Origin of the sequence: Candidatus Manganitrophus morganii (assembly GCA_021651055.1) — a bacterium.
GTDB lineage: Bacteria > Nitrospirota > Nitrospiria > SBBL01 > Manganitrophaceae > Manganitrophus > Manganitrophus morganii.
Genome location: JAJHOH010000001.1, coordinates 1,900,043 through 1,918,858, shown reverse-complemented (window position 1 = coordinate 1,918,858; position 18,816 = coordinate 1,900,043). Strand labels below are relative to the sequence as shown.

The following is an 18,816-nucleotide window of genomic DNA, read 5'->3' as shown; positions in this document are numbered from 1 at the left end:
GTGACCGCCTCTCTCCTGATCTTTCTCTTTACCTATACCTTTATCGCCGTTCGGAACATCCCGGGCGTTCCGCTCGATATGCCGGCCGGCGCGCTGGTCGGCGCCGTCCTGATGGTGGCGACCGGCGTCCTCTCCCTCCAAGAAGCCTACATCGCCATCGACTGGGACACCCTCCTCCTCCTGCTGGGGATGATGCTCGTCGTTGCCTATCTTGCCATGGGTGGGCTCTTTCACTGGATCGCGTCATGTTTGGCCCGCCGCTTCCTCTCCCCTTTTCGCCTCCTGGTCTGGGTGGTCCTGTTGAGTGGATTTCTCTCCGCCATTTTCGTGAACGACACGATCTGTCTTCTTTTCACCCCGATTCTGCTCCTGCTCCTCCGGTCGCTTCGCCTGAACCCGATTCCTTATCTGATTGCGCTGGCGACGGCGTCGAACATCGGCGGCCAGATGTCGATCATGGGAAATCCGCAGAACATGTTCATCGGGAATCATTCGGAGATTTCATTCGCCCGATTCTTCCTCCTGCTCTCGCCGATCACCCTGATCGGGTTGGCCCTGAACGTGGCCGTGATCGCCTGGATCTATCGAAAGGAGCTGGCGCCTCCCGCCTCCCCGGTCGAGATCGGGCCGAACGACCTCCTGCCCGAAACCGATCGCCCCCTTTTAATCAAAAGCCTGGCGGTCGTGGCGGGGATGCTGGCGCTCTTCTTCGCCGAGCAGCCCTATCCGCTTGTTGCGATCGGGGGGGCGGCGGTCCTCTTTCTGATCGGCAACCGAAAGCCGGAGCTCGCCTTCCGAAAGGTCGATTGGACGCTGCTGGTCTTCTTCGCCTCCCTCTTCGTGGTGATGCGGGGGCTGGAGCGTTCGGGGTGGGTCCGGTTGGTGCTGGAGGGAAGCGCGCCGCTGCTTCAAGGAAGCCCGGCGCAGGTGGTGGCGGTGCTCAGCGGGGTGACGCTGGTTCTCTCGAATCTCGTCAGCAACGTTCCGGCGGTCGTCTTGCTGGAGCCGTTTGTGGAGGCGCTTCCCAACCCCGATCTGGGGTGGCTCACCCTGGCGATGAGCAGCACGCTTGCCGGGAATCTGACGCTGGTCGGCTCGGTCGCCAATCTGATTGTCGTCTCATTGGCGCGCCCGGAGGTGGAGATCTCCTTTTGGGAGTACTTCAAGGTCGGCGCGATCTTAACGCTGTTGACGATCGGCGTGGGGATAGGGGTCCTCATCTTAGAGGCGAGGTTTTTGTAGCTTGCATCCGGCCGGCGATCGCCGGCCGGACCTTTTCCCCTCGGATCGGTCGGGTAATCAGGCCACTTCAAGCAGCTCAATTTCGAACGTCAGCTCGCGTCCCGCCAAAGGATGATTGCCGTCCAGTGTAACGCTCGAATCGGAGGCGTCGGTCACGGTGACGACGATCGATTGGCCGTCGGATTGGGGAATTTGATATTGCTGTCCTACCTGCGGATCGACCCCTTCGGGGAGGTTCTGTCGATCGACCACCAGGACCATCTCTTCGTGGCGCGGGCCATAGGCGTTTTCCGCCGGGATGACGACCTTCTTCGACTCTCCCGGATTCATTCCGACCACCGCTTCTTCAAAACCGGGGATGACTTCTCCTTCGCCGATCGTGAAAGGGAGCGGTTCCCGTTCTCTGGAGGTGTCGAATACCGTCCCATCCTCGAATTTTCCGACGTAGTGAACTTTTACGGCATTCCCGCGTTTTGCTTGAGCCATGATTCTCTCCTTTCGGTAAATGGCAATGGGTGGCGTAAGATGAGGGGTCGTCCTTCTGGAAAAAGATTGGATGTAGATCGCGTCTTCATCGATCCGATCGGGGACGGGAAACATCCAGGGTGATTCTAATCATAAAACATCACGCCCGATCATTGCAATCGGGAAACCATTTTCCGAGATGTCGAGCCGCTGACCGCAGGAACACGGCGCCGAAATCGAGATTCCCGCGGATAGATAAAAACAATGACCCGCGCTTGCGTGTTTTAACGGAAGGCTTTATTTCCATTGAAAATTGTTTCAAATTTGGTACAATTAATCCGTTTCGGATCTCCAATCCCATCTTAAGATATCCCGGATAGGAGAATTAAGCCATGTCGGTTTCAGCCTACGAAAGACGCAAGTTCGTTCGCGTGGACGTCAACTTCGAAGCGCGGATTAATCGCAACATCCGCGCGGCGATCAAAAAACTGAGTCTCGGCGGATGTCTTGTCGAGTGCAACAAGCCCCTGGCCGATGCCGACCCGCTCGAAGTGAGGTTCTCCGCCTTCGGCGAAACGTTTCATCTGCGCGGCCGGGTCATTCACGTGATCGGCGCGAACCAATACGGAATCCGATTCGAGTCCCACAACGACGATCAGCTTCTGCGCCTTGTCGATGCCATTAAGAAAATACAGGATGCCTCCATCGCGAGACGTTCGACCCGTTTGAAGGTTCAGCAGGAGGCCCTTCTGGATAAAGAGCCGTCATTGCTGGTGGACCTGAGTGAAGGGGGCTGTTTTGTGCGGACGGCCCATCGCTTCAATCTCGGAGACATTATCGAGGTCCAGTTTTTATTGAATGATGAAGAGATTCATCTCGCCGGTCAAATTCGATGGACCGGTTCGGAGGGGGTCGGCGTCGAGTTCCTCTCTCCCGATCCGACCCAAATCGGCGACATCGCCCGCTTCCTGGTGAAGAAACATCCCCCCGACGCTCCCCCCGCTTAACGGCCCCGCCGGAATTCTATCTTTCAGCGCATGGCTCGGCTTCCCTCTTTACTTCTGCGCCAAACTTCGGGCGACATCGGCCAGGCCGTGAACCACCCGCGCCAGGCGAACCTGATCGACCGTCTCCGGCCTGTCGGTGGGGAGATGGTAGTGTGGGTTTCGAAAGGGGACCGTGTCGGTGATCATCATCGCCGGGTAGCCCTCCTTCCAAAACGAGTCGTGATCGGACCAAAAGACGCCGGGGATCCAGGCGGGGGCGGCGACCCCCTCCGAGGGGAAGGGGGTTCTCCTTCGAAAGGCGGCGATGCTTTGTTTCACCAGTCGCCTGTACCGGATGTTTCCGACAAAGGCGATAAAGTCGCCGCGATCCGGATAAAAGAAGCTGAACGGGAAGGGATACCGCTGGCTGCCGGGCTCCGAGGCGTAATAACCGATCGACTCGATCGAAACCATCGCCGTGATTTTATCCCCCCGCCGTCTTGCTTCACGGGCGTAGGCCCGGCTTCCCATCTGGCCGGTCAGAAAAATAGGGGGCTCCTCGTTGGTGAAGGCGACGAACCGAATGGTCCGGTCGAATCGTTCCCCCTTCAATAACGCGGCCAGCTCCAGGAGCGCCGCCACCCCGGTGGCATTGTCGTCCGCTCCCGGCGAGCCGAAGACCGAGTCGTAATGCGCGCCGAAAAGAACAACCTCTTCCGTCCCGTCTTGGCCCGGGAGGGTCGCCTCCAGATTCCGGAACGTTTGGCCGTTGTGAGTGTACTCCTGTGAGACGATTCCGTAACCGATTTGCCGAAGGGTCGATTCGATATAACTCGCCGCCGCTTCAAGCGGCGCCGGTTTTTGAAGGTTCCGCTCGCCGATCCGACCGGCGAGAACAGAGAGGTGGGATTGAAGCCGCGCGCGGCTTGTTTCTTCCGCGGGGGTGAGGGGCGGGAGGGGTCCGCGGAAAGAGGCCGCGGGCATTCGGATCATGACACTCCAGAGGAAGAAAAGTCCAATCAGCCCGACACCGAGCAGGGTCAGCAGCAGGATCGTTCCTGAATGAAGCCGAAGGGTCATCGGTGATTTCTCCCGGCGTCCTGTAGACAAATCCTCCTCGCGGATACGCCGTTTGTTTTTGATTCTATCGGAATCGGAGGCGCGGCCACAAGAAGAGGGTGGAGGGTTGACGAGGGAGGATGAATTCGGTTACAACGGAGCGGATCATCTCAGTGGAAAGATCGGGCCGGCTGCGTGGTGTAATCCTATCAACGGAGAGGGAGGATGATGCGATGAATCGGAAGGGAAATCTGTTCAGGCTGGCGCTTCTTTTATCGGCGATTTTCTTGATGCCGGTTGTTTCCGCGTGGGGAGCGGAAACCCGGCTGACCTGGCATGGCCATGCGGCGTTTGAGATTGTGACCCCCGGCGGAGCGGTGCTGGTGATCGATCCCTGGCTGAAGAACCCGGTCAATCCGAATGCGCAGGAAGAGAAAGATCCGCTCGCCCTATTTCAAAAAGCCGATTATCTCCTGATTACACACGGTCACATGGACCACGTCGGCGATTCAGTCGCCTTGGCGAAAAAAACAGGGGCCCGGCTTGTCACGAATGCCGAGCTGGGGGGCAATATGGTGAAGCTCCTCGGGTTTCCCAAAGAGCAGGTCGGGTTCGACACTTTCCTGAACATTGGGGGAGAGATCGAGATTGCCAAGGGAGAAGTGACCGTCGTGATGACGCCGGCCGTCCACTCCAGCGGCCTCGGCAATCCGAACGCGGGACCCCAGGAGGCCGACATCGTCTATGGGGGCAATCCGGGCGGGTTCATCGTGATCATCAAGAACGGTCCGACGATCTATCACACCGGCGACACCGCCTACTTCGGCGATATGGCGTTGATCGGCCAGCATGCCCCCGACGTCGCCCTGATCAACATCGGCGGCCACTTTGGAATGTCCCCGGCGATGGCGGCCAAGGCCGCCGCGACGGTCAAAGCGAAGCTGGCCATCCCGCATCACTTCGGAACGATGCCGATTCTGACGCAAGACCCGAAGCCCTTCGTCGATGCACTCGGCAAAGAAAAGATTCCCGCCCGGGTGATGAAGCCGGGACAGACGGTGGTATTCGAGGGGAAGAAGCTCAAGAAGTAGACAATGGAACGGGCGGGTCTTCGCGTCATCCGACATCCTGCTCTATACAAACCGCGCGACGAGGAAGACTCCCAGCATGGTAAACCCGAGCGCGAGCTTGGCCGCCGCGCCGATTGCCAATCCGAGGGAGGCGCCCACACCCGCCCGTCCTGCCGCCGCAAGATCGCGACGGAGGGTGAGCTCGCCGATGACCGCCCCGATAAAAGGACCCAATAAGACCCCCGGCAATCCCAAAAACAGGCCGGCCAGCCCGCCCAATGCTGCCCCGGCCATCGCACGTCTGGAGGCGCCGAAGCGCTTTGCTCCGAACGCCGTTGCTGCGAAGTCGACCAGATAGGTCAGCACCGCCATCCCCCCCAGCGCCGCCAGCGTCCATCCCCCCACATAGACGAAATCTTCCGCCCAGGCTGCCAGGAGCAAGCCGACGAAAAGGAGCGGCGCGCCGGGAAGGGCGGGCAACACCAGCCCGGCGAGGCCGAGCACGATCAAAACGACGGCGAGAACCGAGAGAAGGGCGATCATCGGGGGTTCAAGCGGCGCGTGGCCGACCGCCGGCGGCTTAGCGGACTAGGCGGCTTCACTATAAGCCGAAATGGCATTAATCAGGATTTCGTCCATATAAAGATTGACGATGCGCGCCGCAGGATAATAGACTTTCAGAGCCGCGTTCATCAACGGATCGGCGCAGCGATCCGCCAGGAAATCGAGCAATGCTGTCCTCAACAAAGAGACTTCCCTTGCAAGCTCTCGTCCGCGATAACCTTGTTGAAAGCGCAGGTAGACTTTGACGCGCCCTTCCAATGTGTTGGTGGGGGACGGTGTTTCATCGGCTCGAAGTAATTCGCAGATTTCTTCGATAATCGCAGGAACATGGTCGCGTAATTCAAGGCGCGACAGCGCGGCGTCCGAATCGATCCGTGCGTCGCTCCGCACGGCCTGCATCCACATTTCGGTGAGATGTTCGATATTTGCTTCTACGAAGGCACTGAGCTTCTCATTCGCCATGGCTGATCTCCGGGCTCACGTTTACACAGGTTGTACACACTCTCTTTCAAACACTCTTCGAACTCTTTTCCTTGTGTTTCTTTTACGAATTCAAGAAAGCCGTAGATGTTTCTGATCTCCTCGTCGTTAAATCCCATGGTCCTCAAGAGATCGTCGTTCGCGCGAAAGGACAACGGATAGGGAAGAATTCGAAATAGAAATTTCCCCGATGCTTGAAATTTGACAATGGCGTTATGGAGATCCTTCAGCATCATAAAGGACGAGATAAGGCATTCATAACTTTGTTGGCTGGCCCGTATCAGGAGATAAATAAAATCTTCATTGTAGTTTTTGATCAGTTGCTCGAAATCATCCTGTGTAAACATGCGTCTCTCTTCCTTTTAATTATATTGTTCACAAAACGCTACGGGCAATGACTCATTGCCGCCCCCACCTTGACAAGGTGAGAAAGAATAAGGGCACCGGTTGATACAGTCGCTTTACGAAGCGAATGGTGTGTACCTATTTGAAGCGCCGAGAGAAAGGGTTACCGAAAGTATAGCCAGGGCATTCTTCTCGGTTCAAGAAGGGAAATTCATTCCGTTACAACGCTTAGAAATCGGCAAAAAGAGGGGGGAACCCGAAGGAAAATGGCGCCGTTTTTTAAGGAGAGCTGCCCAGATGGAGGTGAGATGTATTGATCCCTGTGCCGTTCCGCCCGCTTCCATCTACGTAGCCTCCTGTTTGAAGGTCCTGCTACGAAGGCAATGCGCTTTTCATTTTCCAAGCTTGATCATCCGGCAGACGTTTACACAAATTGTAGACGCTTCCTTCTAAACATTCCTCAAACTCTTTCCCTTGTGTTTGCTTCACGAATTCAAGAAAGTGATAGATGTTTCTGATTTCTTCGTCGTCGAACCCCATGCTCTTGAGAAGATCGTCGTTGGCGCGAAAAGACAAAGGATAAGGGAGGGTTCGAAATTGGAAATCTCCAGAGGCCTGGAACTTGACGATTACGTGATAGAGATCCTTCAGCACCATAAACGAGGAGATGAGGCACTCATAACTCCGGTGGCTCGCCCGTATTAATAGATAAAGATAGTCGTCATTGTAATGCTTGATCAGTTGCTCGAAATCCTCTTGTGTGAACATGCGGCGCTCTTTCCCGATCCGTGATCTGTTTAGGTGGTTGTTTCTATCCGTGCGGTGGAAACGATGCTGCGCGCCTCGTCGCAATCAAAATGAAAAGGGGCCATCTTCTCTTTAAGGATGATGTCGGCCCAACACCCTACCTTGAAGAAAAGGAGGACCCCTCATGCGTTACACTGATCTTGAGTATCATGAAAAAGTATAACGAAATTAATTGTTCTCAATCAAGCGGGAAAGTTCACAAAAATGAGACCGGTCGGATGAAAATAATCTACGTCCGGTTAGGGGAGCTTTTCCAGCTGCCGCAGCATTGTGGCGGCATCGAAATAGAGGCGGGCGAGGGAGATTTTTCCGTTTTTGAGTTTGAAGATCTCGCAGAACGAGAGATCGATCGACTTGCCGGTCGGCGGGATCGATCCTTTGGGGCCGATGAGCGGGCCCGATTGATGGGTTCCTTTCCCGGTGAACTCGACGGTGACCCAATCACCCGAGGCGATCAAATTCGTGATCTCGATCCGCGCATCCGAGAAGGCGGTGGTCCACATCTTTAAAAACGCTTTATACCCTTCCGGCCCCTCGTAGGTGGTCGCAAAGGGGATATTGGTCCATCGCACCTTTGGATCGACCAGGGTTGCCCCGTACCCGAAATCACGTTTATTGAAGGCGCTGTAATGTTCCCGAACGATGTTGGCATTCTCTTCCGCGGACATCTTCTCCTCCTCCATCATCGTGGGTGGGTCGATCGACCAAACAAATTAAATTGAATCGGATGTCACCGGCGCTCCGACCGGATGTCCATTGCCGTTCGTTCGCTCCTTCTCGTTCAAGTCGACCGAGATGAGGCGGGAGAGACCGGTCTCTTCCATCGTGACCCCGTAAAGGACATCGGCAATCTCCATCGTCCGCTTGTTGTGGGTGATGACGATAAATTGCGTCTGCTGCGACATGTCGTCGATCGCCTTGGTGAACCGGCGCGTGTTCTCTTCATCGAGCGGGGCGTCGATCTCATCGAGCAGACAGAAGGGGCTCGGATGGATCAGGAACGTTGCAAACAAGAGGGAGATCGCCGTCAGCGCCTTCTCCCCGCCGGAGAGAAGGGTGATGCTGCGCGGTTTCTTCCCCGGAGGCTGCGCCACCATCTCGATCCCCGATTCGAGCGGATGGGCCTCGTCCAGCAGGATCAACTCCGCATTGCCGCCGCCGAAGAAGGAGACGAAGACCTGTTTGAATTTCTCATTCAGGAGGTGGAACGTATCGGTGAAGAGACTCTGCGTGGTTTTGTTGATCTTGGCGATCGCCTGCCGGAGACTCTCCATCGAAGTGGTTAAATCGGTCTCCTGCGATGTGAGGAACTGGTAGCGGGTCTCCAGCTCGCGGTACTCTTCGATGGCGCCGATGTTTACCGGCCCCATCTCATCGAGCGCGCGCCGGAGCGTTGCCGCGCGATCTCGCGCCTGGTCCATCGTCCACGCTCCTTCTTCGGAAGAAGGGGGGGGAGGGGGAGTCGTCTCGGCGATCTCGATTTGATAATTCATGAAGATCGTCTCCCGGATCTTTTCCTGCGTCATCTGGGCTTCAATCTTGCGAAGGGCGCGCTCCTGGAGCGATTTCTGGGTCTGGTCCAGCTGCGAGCGAACCTGGTGGATCTCCTCCTCTATCTGTTGTAATTGCGCCAGAACGGCGGCGTGGACCTCGGTCTTCTCACGGATCTGGGAGACCTTTTCCTCCCGTTCGGACATGGCCTGCGAAATGGCCGTGGTTGTTTCAGCCTCTTCTGTTTCAGCCGCCCGCCACTTCTCCTTGAGCGAGGCGAGAAGACGCTCTTTCTCTTGGAATCGCTGCCCGAGCTCTTCCTGGGCCCGGCGGACCCGGTCCCGCTTCTCCAGGAGGTGACGATGCCGCTCTTTGAGGGAGGCCGTTTCCATCTTTAACCGGACAACCTCTTCTTTCATTCCCCCCAAGCTCTGCCGAAATGCCTCGACCTGCTCCTGCTGGCGGACAATTTCTGCCTCTTTTTCTCCCTTGAGGCGCTGCGCTTCGGCGATCCGGTTCCGCTCTCCTTCTTCCTGCTGCAAGAGTTCCCGTTCTTCCTTCGTTCCTTCCTCTTGCTCGAAGAGAACCGTTTGAAGCGCATTCTGGAGGCGATCAATTTCGACGAGGGAGGTGCTGTGGTCTTTCTGCTCGTGCAGTTGCTGCATCTCGAGCGACCGGATCTCCGCCGTCAGCGTTTCGATCTCCTGCCGCGTGGTCTGGAGGGTCCCCTGCGTTTCAGTGATTTCCCCTTCCAACCGGCGGATCTCTTCATGAAGATGGTCCATCTGGTCGGATAACGATTTGATCTCCCGCTTTTGTTCAAGAAGACCGGTCTCACCCCGCTCTCCCCCGGTCACCCCCCCGGAGGGATCCAAGACCTCTCCACGCAAGGTGACCCAGACGGTCGGGGCCGATGCGCTCTCCCAGAGCCGAAGGGCGACGTCGAGGTCTCGAACCAGAACCACCTCTCCGAGGAGGGCGTTCGCCAGGGCGTCATACCCTTCGCGGCTGGTCACCAGATCGAGGGCGCGGCCGATGACCCCGTCTTGGCCCGCTTCGAGGGGGGGAGCTCCCTCCTTCCGAACGCGGGGCTGGCGGGGGAAGAACGTTCCCCGCCCCATCTGAGATTGCCGGAGGTGATCGATTCCCTGCTTGATCTCGGCCGGTCCTTCCACGATAATGCCCCGCAGACGGCTCTCGAGCACCGCTTCAATCGCTTTTTCGTAGGGGGCCGGCACGTCGATAAAGTCGGCGACCATCCCGTGAGTTCCCTGGAGCTGGACCAGCAAGCTCTCCGTTCCCGAGCCGAGAAGCCCCCTGTAAAAACCTTCGCGGGAGGCGACCTGAGCGGCCAGGGCGGCCCACTCTTCCTTCGCCTGCGAGAGCCGGGCCGACTGAGCTTTGAGGTCGGCTTCCGTTTCTTTTAAACGGGCGGCGGCGGCGGTCTGCGCGGCGCTCTTTTCCGAGAGACGCTGCCGTGTTTGCTCCAATGCCCCTTTCAACTGGCCGGCGGCCTCTTCGATCGTTTGTTTTTTCCCTTGGACCGCTTCGAGTTCCTGGGCGCCGCGCCCTTTACGTCTAAAGAGATCCTCTTTACGCCGCTCAATGTGGAGGAGGTTATTGTTCGCTTGGGTGAGCCGCGAGGCGAGCTCGAAGAGAACGACCTTCTCCTGCTCCAGGCGGGCAATCTCACGGTTGAGCTCTTCTTCGCGCCGGCTCGACTCTTCCTGCCGTTCGGCGAGGAGCCGCTCCCGCTCCGGTTGTTCCCGCTCGATCTCTTCCCGCTCTTTCTCAAGGAGTTCTTCTTCCGCTTTCAGGCTCGCTTCGGCCTGACGGATCTCTCCGATCTCCTGCTGATTGCGCGCTTCGGTCTCGCTCCACTCTTTCCGCTGGGCGCGGATCGTCTCAATCCGCCCTTCCAGCCGCTGGATCTTCCCTTCAATCTCGAAGACCTGCGTCTTAATCTGCCCCAGCGCCTGCTCCTGCTCCGTCAAGGCGAGCTTGATCTCGGCCTGCTTCAGATCAAGCCCGGCGAGACGGTTCTCTTCCGAAGACGCCGTCTCCTGCAGCCCCCTCTCTTCCTGCTCCAAAAGCTCGCGTGTTCCGCACCACTGATCCCACTCGGCGCGGGCGACCCACAGCTCCAGCGCGCGGAGCTCCTCCCGCAGTTTCTGATATTTTTCCGCCTTTCGTGCCTGGCGGTCGAGGGAATTGATCTGCCGCTTGATCTCGCCGATGATATCGCGGACGCGCGTGAGGTTCTGTTCGGTCGCTTCCAGTTTGCGGAGGGCTTCCGCTTTCCGGAGGCGGTACTTGGCGATTCCGGCCGCTTCTTCGACGAGCTCCCGCCGCTGCATCGGGGAGGCGGAGATCAGATCATCGACCTTCCCCTGCTCGATGATGGTATGGGCGCGGTATCCGGCCCCGGTATCGATCAATAGATCCCGGATATCTTTCAACCGGCAGGTCGTCTTGTTGATGAGATATTCGCTCTCGCCCGAGCGGAAGAGCCGCCGGCTGACGGTAATCTCGGCGTAAGGGGAGTAGGGAGGGGGGAGTTCATTGTCGATGTCGCCGAAGGTCAAAGACACCTCCGCCATCCCGAGCGCTTTGCGCTGCTCCGTTCCGTTGAAGATCACATCTTCCATTTTTTCCCCGCGGAGGTTTTTGGCGCTCTGCTCTCCCAGCACCCAGAGGATGGCATCGGCCAGATTGCTCTTCCCGCAGCCGTTCGGCCCGACGATGGCATTGATGCCGGGTTGAAAGGTAACCACGGTTTTGTCGAAGAACGATTTAAATCCGAAGACCTCTAATTTTTTAAGACGCATCTTTACATCCTCAAATATTCGATGGGTAAATTGGAGAGAAAAGGAATTAAGCAAACCGGGGCGGGGAAGAAAATTCCCGGCGTCGTGGGGGATCGATCCTGAATGTCGAATCGGTCCATCAAGATAAGCAGAAAGACCTCCAAAACAACAAGAAACTTGTTTCTTCATAACACAGGTTTGGGCTAAAGTAAAGAAAAAATAGCCTATATAGGGGTGTCTATAATAGAAGGGCCCAGCGGGTGGCGGTCAGTGGTTGCAGCTTTTGCACAGAAGTGCTAAAGATTGCCATCCGACTCATCCAGACGGGATATACTGAACCAATGAAAGGTTTTAAGGCTTTTTGGAGGAAAATCGATTCCAAACGTTCTTGTACTCCAACACATTGGCTGTGAGACGCCGGGAACCATTGCCGATTCCCTGGGGACGGAGAAGCTCTCGCTGGAATACATCCGGCCTTTCGTAGGGATGCCTGTTCCGAAGACGATGGGAGATGCCGCCGGACTCATCGTAATGGGCGGACCGATGGGGGTGTATGATCATCCTCGGTATCCCTTCCTTTCGGACGAGATGCGATTAATCGAGCAGGCCCTCAAAGAAGAAAAGCCGATCTTGGGGGTTTGCCTCGGGAGCCAGCTCTTGGCGGCCGCATTGGGGGGGGCGGTCGCGCCGGGGAAGAGAAAAGAGATCGGATGGCATCCGGTGCAGCTGACGCAAGAGGCGCAGACCGATCGACTCTGGAAAGGAATCGAACCGGTTTTCACGGCCTATCATTGGCATGGGGATCTCTTTCAACTCCCCGAAGGGGCGGTCCCGTTGGCCCGATCGGAGCAGACAGAGCACCAAGCCTTTCGTTATGGACCCCACGCCTACGGATTTCTGTTCCATATGGAAGTGACTCAGAAGATCATTGGGGAGATGGTGGAGACTTTTTCCGAGGAACTCAAGGAATGCCGGATTGATCGGCGGGAAATTGTCGACAAGGTGGATGATCACCTTCCCCGGCTACAAAAGATCGGGGGCGTCGTTTTCGAGCGGTGGACGAAATTCATTCCGAAATGAATTTGATGGCGGAGGGTTAATGAGTCGGTCTATTCAGAACATTGTTTTCGACCTCGGCGGTGTTTTGCTGGAGTGGAAGCCCGACCAAATCTTAGCGCGGCTTTATCCGGAGGCCCCGAAGACGCAGGCCCTCATCAAGAAGGAGGTATTTCAACATCCCGATTGGCTTGCCCTGGATAAAGGGACCCTCGACGAGGAAGCGGCGATTCTGTTATTCCAGCGGCGATCGGGGCGGCCTCTCTCGGAGATGAAGAAATTGATGGACACTGTAAGAGAGACCCTCATCCCCATTCAGCCGACATTCGCGCTTTTAGAAGAGCTGTCGAAGGAAGGGATGCATCTTTATTGTGTGTCGAACATGCAGGTGAATGTCTTTGCCTATCTTCAGAGGCGATATGATTTTTGGGGGAAGTTCAAGGGGCTGGTGATCTCGGCGCACATTCGAATGATCAAGCCGGACGCCGAGATTTTTCACCATCTCTTCTCCCGGTACGGATTGGTTCCCGCTACCTGTGTCTTCATCGACGACCATCTTCCCAATGTGGAGAGCGCACGACGGCTCGGGATGGAGTCGATTTTATTTCAGGGGGCCGACGACTGCCGGCGCCAGCTACAACACATTTATGGTCTACTTCATACTAAAAGAAACGACCAACCTTCTTCCATTAATTCCTTGAATGCCTAGTGGTCAGCCGCATCAGGTCGGTTTTTTCCTAGAAACGTGTTCACTATCGTTTTACGATAAAAGGTGAGCCGAACATTCCGTTAGAAAGTAATCAGGGACACATCCCATAATTAATTTTTCATATTCGGAAATAGGATGTGTCCCTGATCTTCAAATAATCGACTACACCATCCAAGAACGTTAGATCTTAGTTTCTTTATTTAGAGCTCTATCTTCCGTTTTTGCTGAACTCGATTCGAGTAATTTATCAAGTTGATATTGGTACTGTTTTATACCTTGCAAGCGCAACATCCGATTAAAGTATAGCTCGCCCCATTCTTCAATAAAGTCAGTGCCTTTCGTTTTGGAATAAAACTCCGCGATGGCTGCAAGAGAAATATCCACGAGATACTGCTTGAGTTTCTTCTGGGCCTGTCCTGACATAGGACCTATCCCACGTAGTTCAATATATCGGGGACTTTTGAGGTTCACGCGGACGATCGGCATATCGACCTCTTCCGCGGCTTTCTCGAATTGGAACACTGCAGGAAGTTTTGGATCGCCTAATTCCTCGATACGGATGTCACAGTCCGCAATACGGGGCTGATTTTTAGAAAGACTGATCTCTTTTGAGCCACAACCGTCACTCGGCCCACTGCTGGCACTCGTCTGAGCGCATACGCGTGGTGTGAAGCCAGCATCGGCAAGCCATCGTTTCCCGCATACACCGCACTCCCATCGGTGACGCCTCGTTGGCATGTGCTGCTTGCCATTTTTTGTTTTACCCGTACCGCCTGGGATGTCACCATCTTTGAATGGAGATTTATTTACTCCTTTTAAGGCACAATTTACCTCTTCCGCTGCCTCACGGAGAGCATCGGATGTCGCCTCATCGATCGAAGTTCTTGTTGCGTTATACCATGCCCGATGTAGATGCCCCAAGACATTTTCGAGATACTGCCGTAATGCTTCGACAGATTCAGTCCCGGGACCAGATGCCAGTGTTGTCTTATTGTTGCGGAGAGCCTCTTTTAAAGGCATTGTGTTTATGCGAGCATAGCCGCATATCGTATTGCAAAAGGCTCCGATGGAGCTGGCATGTTCAAGCCCGACAAATGTGAGAAGAGGCAACGTACGACTACTGAGTGTCCCTTCTATATTGGGAGCGTAGGGAAGGGCACCAGCGATTTCTAGCAAAAGCGCTGGTTGTTCCAAGGTTTGCATCTGCCCATTAGGGCCTCGGCCTACTACGCGAAAATCCATCTCAAGAACGCCGGGGAGGTCTTCTGGTTGAAGAACATCTTGAGATTCTTTGGTTGTCGGATCATAGATCGTTATTATTTTATCCGATCGACCCTGGGCTTGTGTGAGCCAATTCTTAACAGGGTGTTCCCAGGGGCGTACCACAAGGCGGCGTCCCTTTAGGGAATCAGGTGCGTTTCCGGTAAGAGATACTGTCAAACGGTGAGCTGCATGACTGAGCCATTCTCGACAGTACGAAAGCCGCTCGATCAAGGTCTCATAGCAGATCTCAACGCCGCGAAAAAGATCGACTAATTCTACGATAGTACCCATTTCATGTGCATCGGCCTTTGTCCATTCCGCCGTTATAGCACTGCGATTATGTAGCTTGAACTCGTATTTGCGCCAAACAGTATCAGGCTCACCATCATGTGGCAGACTAAAGCCTGCTGGGATCTGGTCCTTGAGAACTTCACGGTGCTCGTCGAGACCTTCTGTCTGTCGTCCTGTCGTTGTGGTGACCAAGACCTTACCTGCAATAGAAAGGTACGTCTTGGTACCAACGCCATTACGTCCTGCGCGATCAGTTTCGTGGTGACTTTCAGAGTCAGCAAAGGCGGCGCAAAAGCGGTTAAGGAATTCGGCATGTGTTAATCCGGAGCCATTGTCTTGGCAGATAATTCGTTTGGGTACTAGGTAGTGTCTCCCCTTTTCTAGGCGGTTTTTCTCGACGTCGATAATAAGGGTGATTTCAGTGGCATTATCTCTCGCGTTTTCGGTCAGCTCTAAAATGACAGCCAATATCCCCGGGCTTGATTCCATTGCATACTGACGTGCCTGCATAGGATTGACTGGATTTTGACCGAGGGGAACGATACGAGGCAGATCTGTAGCGGGGGAAGTTGTAGACATTGGATTCTCCTTTGCCTAGGTCCCGGATATTCCAGGCCTTCAGCTCTTCGCCGGTTTTGCCTACGTGATACCGGTCAGGCACCATGCCCGCCTAGCATCGAGAGGCAATCGCAGCAGGTTAGTTACGGTGCGATTTTATATTGATAAGCTTGTGGATGTCAAGTTCAAGCTAGGAGGGTTATCTCGATCGGCGCTTCCTCTGTGGTTTTTCCTCTTCCATCAAACCGAAATCAATCTGCCAATTCTCCAGATCGACCCGATCGACGCGGACTTGGATCGGGTCACCCAGCCGGAAGGTGCGCCGATGATGCTCACCGATCAGCGCGTGCTGCTTCTCGTCGTAGATGTAATAATCGTCGTGTAGATTGCTGACGTGAATCAATCCCTCGACAAAATAGGTGCCCAGTTCGACAAAGAGGCCGTAGGCGGCGACGCCGGAGATGAAGCCGCTGTAGATTACGCCGACCTTGTCCGACATGAATTTGACCTTCTTCCGTTGAATCACCTCCCGCTCCGCCTCCATAGAGGCCCGCTCCCGCTCCGAGGTATGCTTGCCGATTTCAGGGAGGCGACGGGCCCATTCTTCCTGCTCGTCTTGCGACATCCGTTGATGGAGGGCCTTTTTTAAAAGACGGTGAACCACCAGATCGGGATAGCGCCGGATCGGCGAGGTGAAGTGGGTATATTCCTCGGAAGCGAGTCCGAAATGACCGTGATTCTCGGCGGAATACTTCGCCTGTTTCAGAGAGCGAAGGAGAATTTGGTTGATGAGGCGCTCCTCCGGGCGCCCTTTCACTACTTCCAAGACATCGGAGAGCGACTTGGGGCGGATTTTTTCCAGATCGCGAAGGACGAGGCCGAACGATTTGAGCAGCTCATTAAATTCGAAAATCCGGGTCGGCGTCGGGGGGTCGTGAATCCGGTAAAGAAAAGGAACTTCTAAAGCGGTCATATGTTCAGCGACCGTCTCATTGGCGGCGAGCATAAACTCTTCGATAATTTGATGGGCGACATTCCGTTCCTCTCGGATGATGTCGATCGTCTCCCCGGTGAGGCTGAGGACGATCGAAGGCTCGGGAAGATCGAAATCGAGGCTCCCCCGCTCCAGCCGGTTCTTTCGAAGCTGCATCGCGAGCCGCTCCATCAATTCGAATTGAGGAAGCAGCGCGGCATACCGCTCCCGCACCTTCTCGTCGCGGTCAACCAGGATCTGCCGGACGGCGGTGTAGGTCATCCGCTCGTCGCTTTGAATCACGCTGTTATAGAGCTTGTAGCCGACCCGCCGGCCGTCGGCGTCGAAGGTCATCTCCGCCGTCATCGCCAGCCGGTCTTCTTTCGGATTGAGGCTGCAGATGCCGTTGGAGAGCTTCTCCGGAAACATCGGGATGACGGCATCGGGGAAATAGACCGACGTCGCCCGCTCGTATGCTTCTCGATCGAGCGCCGACCCTTGCGGAACATAATGGGAGACATCGGCAATGTGGACCCGGAGGAGATAGCCTTTTCGGGTCTTCTCAATCGAGATGGCGTCGTCGAAATCGCGCGCCTTCTCTCCATCGATCGTCACGGTCGGAAGATCCCGGAGGTCTTCTCTCCCCCTGCGCATCTGGGCGGTGACCGACTCTTTGATCTTGCCGGCCTCCTGCATCGCTTCCTGCGGAAAATCGCGCGGGAGGCCGTACGACTCCACGACCATCATCGTATCGATTCGGGGATCATCCGCCTTCCCCAGTACTTTGATGATCTTTCCTTCGGGGTTTCGGGTTTTGGTCGGGTAGGAGAGAATCTCGGCGAGAACGATTTCTCCGGGTTCGGCCGAGAGGCTGTTTTCGGGGGTGACATAGAGATCGCTGGTGATTCGTTTGTCGGCGGGGATGACGAATCCGACCGTTCGTCCTTTTTCATACCGGCCGACAATCTGTTTGCGGGCCCGCTCCAAAACCCGAATGACCCTTCCTTCCCGCCGCCCGTCGGGCTTGGTCGCTTCGATCCGGGCGACGACGCGGTCGCCGTGCATCGCCTCTTCCATTTTCTTGGCGGCGATGAAAATGTCGGGTTCTCCCTCCGCTTCGGGGATAACAAACCCGTATCCGTCGCGGTGCCCTTTCAAACGGCCGATCACCAGGTTCATCTTCTGCGGCAGGCCGTAGCGGTTGCCGCGGGTCTTGATGATCTCCCCCTCCTGGATCATTTTACGGAGAAGTTTCTTGATCTCTCTTCGCGCATCCTTCGGAACTTTGAGGGCCCGCATCAGCTCCTTCAGGAGCATGGGGTGGTCGGATTTCTTCTCCAGTTCTCGAAGAACCGCTTCTTTTTCAATGCGCATGGTGATTCACTCCTGGGATGATTATACAGAAGCCCCGTCGAAGTTGGAAGTCCCCCCATGGGGCAATCCGGTTGTATTTCACAGGTCAATGATTGTGATCTTTCTCACTCATCGGAGCTTGCCCTAGAGGGGCTCATTTTCTTGACAGGTCAAGGAGATGTGGTATCTTTGGCTCAGATTGACGCTCCCGCCAAGCCTCGGGAGAGCGTCGGCCCGAGAGAAAAGACACCGCCGCTTCGTATGCCTCCCCCAAATGACTGCGGGGAAGGCATACATACGTGTTCAGATTCAGTTCCCGTCGCGAGGAGCAAGGAATGGCCAAGATCCTGGTCGTTGACGATAGCCCGTTTGAGGCCAAACACTCTAAGGTTCTGCTTGAAAGAGAGGGCCATGAGGTCCTGGTCGCCGAAAATGGGATGCAGGGGATGAAGTTGATCAAACTTGAGCGGCCCGATTTGATTCTCCTCGATTTGGTGCTTCCCGATATCTCCGGTCGGGAGGTCTGCCGGTGGGCAAAGTTGAATGCCGAGACGCAATCGATCCCGATTATTATCTTGACTGCCCGGACCGATGTCAAGGAGCGGGTGGCCGGACTGGAAGACGGGGCGAACGATTATGTCACCAAACCGTGCGATGATTCGGAGCTGAAGGCGCGGATCGACGCCGTCCTCCGCGAGAAGACCCTCCGTGATCAGCTTGAGAAGAAGAACACGGAGTATGAGGAGCTGATGCGGAAATTCGAGCGGATGGCGATTACCGATCCGGTGACCGGTCTTTTCAACCGAAGGCGGTTCGAGGAGATGCTGGCCCAGGAGTTCGAGCGCTACCGCCGCTATGGGACGCCATTTACCTGCCTCATGATCGATGTCGATCATTTCAAAAGAATCAATGACACTTACGGCCATGATGTCGGCGATCTGGTTTTAAAGGAGACGGCACAGACGATCCAGGCGCAGATCCGGGGGGTTGATATGGTTTCCCGGTATGGAGGGGATGAATTCGCGGTGCTTCTCTCCCAGCAGAAAGGAGAGGAGGCGGTGAAGGCGGCGGGGCGGATCCTCAGACATGTCAAGCAGCTTCGCTTCAAAGAGATGAAAAAGGGGGAAAAAATTACGTTGAGCATCGGAATCGCAGCGCTGCCAGACCCCGACTTGAAGGAGATGGATCAGATGATGCAATGCGCCGATTATGCCCTCTACAAAGCCAAAAAAAACGGAAGAGACTGTGCGGAATCGGCCACGGTCCGTGAATCCAATCAAGATCCCCAGTAAGCTTC

General features: G+C 55.6%; 15 protein-coding genes and 1 pseudogene. 6 read left to right on the top strand and 10 right to left on the bottom strand.

Features of this window, described 5'->3' with window-relative positions; all coding sequences use genetic code 11:
* The gene (locus MCM46_08695; protein MCG3111883.1) at positions 1-1,242 is read left to right on the top strand and encodes an anion transporter; all 1,242 of its coding nucleotides are present in this window, start codon (positions 1-3) and stop codon (positions 1,240-1,242) included.
* A 57-nt stretch (positions 1,243-1,299) separates the two neighbouring features.
* Here the strand turns inward: MCM46_08695 and MCM46_08690 are convergent, their stop codons facing one another.
* A complete protein-coding gene (locus MCM46_08690; GenBank protein MCG3111882.1) occupies positions 1,300-1,728 on the bottom strand; it encodes a peptidylprolyl isomerase in 429 nt (142 codons plus the stop codon).
* Between the two features lie 371 nt (positions 1,729-2,099).
* Here MCM46_08690 and MCM46_08685 point away from each other — a divergent pair, with 371 nt between their 5' ends.
* Entirely contained in the window at positions 2,100-2,714 is a 615-nt protein-coding gene (locus MCM46_08685; protein MCG3111881.1) for a PilZ domain-containing protein, read from the top strand.
* 48 nt (positions 2,715-2,762) lie between these two features.
* On the opposite strand, the pseudogene MCM46_08680 reads toward MCM46_08685, so the two are convergent.
* Positions 2,763-3,404: pseudogene (locus tag MCM46_08680) on the bottom strand (M20/M25/M40 family metallo-hydrolase).
* Between the two features lie 581 nt (positions 3,405-3,985).
* On the opposite strand from MCM46_08680, the gene MCM46_08675 reads away from it, so the two are divergent.
* The gene (locus MCM46_08675) at positions 3,986-4,843 is read left to right on the top strand and encodes a metal-dependent hydrolase (GenBank protein ID MCG3111880.1); all 858 of its coding nucleotides are present in this window, start codon (positions 3,986-3,988) and stop codon (positions 4,841-4,843) included.
* 42 nt (positions 4,844-4,885) lie between these two features.
* Here MCM46_08675 and MCM46_08670 read toward each other — a convergent pair whose 3' ends face one another.
* The 6 genes from MCM46_08670 to smc form a co-directional block, all read right to left on the bottom strand.
* Positions 4,886-5,365, bottom strand: coding sequence for a DUF456 domain-containing protein (locus MCM46_08670; protein ID MCG3111879.1), 480 nt, complete (start codon positions 5,363-5,365; stop codon positions 4,886-4,888).
* 45 nt (positions 5,366-5,410) lie between these two features.
* Positions 5,411-5,848 carry an RsbRD N-terminal domain-containing protein gene (locus MCM46_08665; GenBank protein MCG3111878.1) on the bottom strand — a complete coding sequence of 146 codons (438 nt, stop codon included), beginning with the start codon at positions 5,846-5,848 and terminating at the stop codon, positions 5,411-5,413.
* A complete protein-coding gene (locus tag MCM46_08660; protein ID MCG3111877.1) occupies positions 5,818-6,213 on the bottom strand; it encodes a hypothetical protein in 396 nt (131 codons plus the stop codon). The genes MCM46_08665 and MCM46_08660 overlap by 31 nt, the downstream gene beginning before the upstream one ends.
* A gap of 370 nt (positions 6,214-6,583) precedes the next feature.
* On the bottom strand, positions 6,584-6,979 hold the full coding sequence (locus MCM46_08655; protein MCG3111876.1) for a hypothetical protein: 396 nt from the start codon (positions 6,977-6,979) through the stop codon (positions 6,584-6,586).
* A 278-nt stretch (positions 6,980-7,257) separates the two neighbouring features.
* Positions 7,258-7,686, bottom strand: coding sequence for an ester cyclase (locus MCM46_08650; protein MCG3111875.1), 429 nt, complete (start codon positions 7,684-7,686; stop codon positions 7,258-7,260).
* A 45-nt stretch (positions 7,687-7,731) separates the two neighbouring features.
* Positions 7,732-11,337, bottom strand: a complete 3,606-nt coding sequence (gene smc, locus MCM46_08645) for a chromosome segregation protein SMC (GenBank protein ID MCG3111874.1) — start codon at positions 11,335-11,337, stop codon at positions 7,732-7,734.
* Between the two features lie 465 nt (positions 11,338-11,802).
* On the opposite strand from smc, the gene MCM46_08640 reads away from it, so the two are divergent.
* Both MCM46_08640 and MCM46_08635 read left to right on the top strand, forming a co-directional pair.
* Positions 11,803-12,396, top strand: coding sequence for a gamma-glutamyl-gamma-aminobutyrate hydrolase family protein (locus tag MCM46_08640; protein MCG3111873.1), 594 nt, complete (start codon positions 11,803-11,805; stop codon positions 12,394-12,396).
* Between the two features lie 19 nt (positions 12,397-12,415).
* Positions 12,416-13,081 carry an HAD family phosphatase gene (locus MCM46_08635; GenBank protein MCG3111872.1) on the top strand — a complete coding sequence of 222 codons (666 nt, stop codon included), beginning with the start codon at positions 12,416-12,418 and terminating at the stop codon, positions 13,079-13,081.
* 180 nt (positions 13,082-13,261) lie between these two features.
* Here MCM46_08635 and MCM46_08630 read toward each other — a convergent pair whose 3' ends face one another.
* Complete coding sequence (locus MCM46_08630) at positions 13,262-15,214, bottom strand: ATP-binding protein (protein MCG3111871.1); 1,953 nt, start codon at positions 15,212-15,214, stop codon at positions 13,262-13,264.
* A 178-nt stretch (positions 15,215-15,392) separates the two neighbouring features.
* Positions 15,393-17,540 carry a ribonuclease R gene (rnr, locus tag MCM46_08625; GenBank protein MCG3111870.1) on the bottom strand — a complete coding sequence of 716 codons (2,148 nt, stop codon included), beginning with the start codon at positions 17,538-17,540 and terminating at the stop codon, positions 15,393-15,395.
* A 314-nt stretch (positions 17,541-17,854) separates the two neighbouring features.
* On the opposite strand from rnr, the gene MCM46_08620 reads away from it, so the two are divergent.
* A complete protein-coding gene (locus MCM46_08620) occupies positions 17,855-18,811 on the top strand; it encodes a diguanylate cyclase (protein MCG3111869.1) in 957 nt (318 codons plus the stop codon).
* The last annotated feature ends 5 nt before the right edge of the window (positions 18,812-18,816 follow it).

What these genes read in the sequence shown, in the direction of transcription:
- MCM46_08670 (MCG3111879.1), bottom strand. Translation starts at nt 5,365, where the DNA reads ATGATCGCCCTTCTCTCGGTTCTCGCCGTCGTTTTGATCGTGCTCGGC.
- smc (MCG3111874.1), bottom strand. Translation starts at nt 11,337, where the DNA reads ATGCGTCTTAAAAAATTAGAGGTCTTCGGATTTAAATCGTTCTTCGAC.
- MCM46_08630 (MCG3111871.1), bottom strand. Translation starts at nt 15,214, where the DNA reads ATGTCTACAACTTCCCCCGCTACAGATCTGCCTCGTATCGTTCCCCTC.
- MCM46_08690 (MCG3111882.1), bottom strand. Translation starts at nt 1,728, where the DNA reads ATGGCTCAAGCAAAACGCGGGAATGCCGTAAAAGTTCACTACGTCGGA.
- MCM46_08620 (MCG3111869.1), top strand. Translation starts at nt 17,855, where the DNA reads ATGGCCAAGATCCTGGTCGTTGACGATAGCCCGTTTGAGGCCAAACAC.
- MCM46_08635 (MCG3111872.1), top strand. Translation starts at nt 12,416, where the DNA reads ATGAGTCGGTCTATTCAGAACATTGTTTTCGACCTCGGCGGTGTTTTG.
- MCM46_08665 (MCG3111878.1), bottom strand. Translation starts at nt 5,848, where the DNA reads ATGGCGAATGAGAAGCTCAGTGCCTTCGTAGAAGCAAATATCGAACAT.
- MCM46_08660 (MCG3111877.1), bottom strand. Translation starts at nt 6,213, where the DNA reads ATGTTTACACAGGATGATTTCGAGCAACTGATCAAAAACTACAATGAA.
- MCM46_08650 (MCG3111875.1), bottom strand. Translation starts at nt 7,686, where the DNA reads ATGTCCGCGGAAGAGAATGCCAACATCGTTCGGGAACATTACAGCGCC.
- MCM46_08685 (MCG3111881.1), top strand. Translation starts at nt 2,100, where the DNA reads ATGTCGGTTTCAGCCTACGAAAGACGCAAGTTCGTTCGCGTGGACGTC.
- MCM46_08655 (MCG3111876.1), bottom strand. Translation starts at nt 6,979, where the DNA reads ATGTTCACACAAGAGGATTTCGAGCAACTGATCAAGCATTACAATGAC.
- MCM46_08640 (MCG3111873.1), top strand. Translation starts at nt 11,803, where the DNA reads ATGCCTGTTCCGAAGACGATGGGAGATGCCGCCGGACTCATCGTAATG.
- MCM46_08675 (MCG3111880.1), top strand. Translation starts at nt 3,986, where the DNA reads ATGAATCGGAAGGGAAATCTGTTCAGGCTGGCGCTTCTTTTATCGGCG.
- rnr (MCG3111870.1), bottom strand. Translation starts at nt 17,540, where the DNA reads ATGCGCATTGAAAAAGAAGCGGTTCTTCGAGAACTGGAGAAGAAATCC.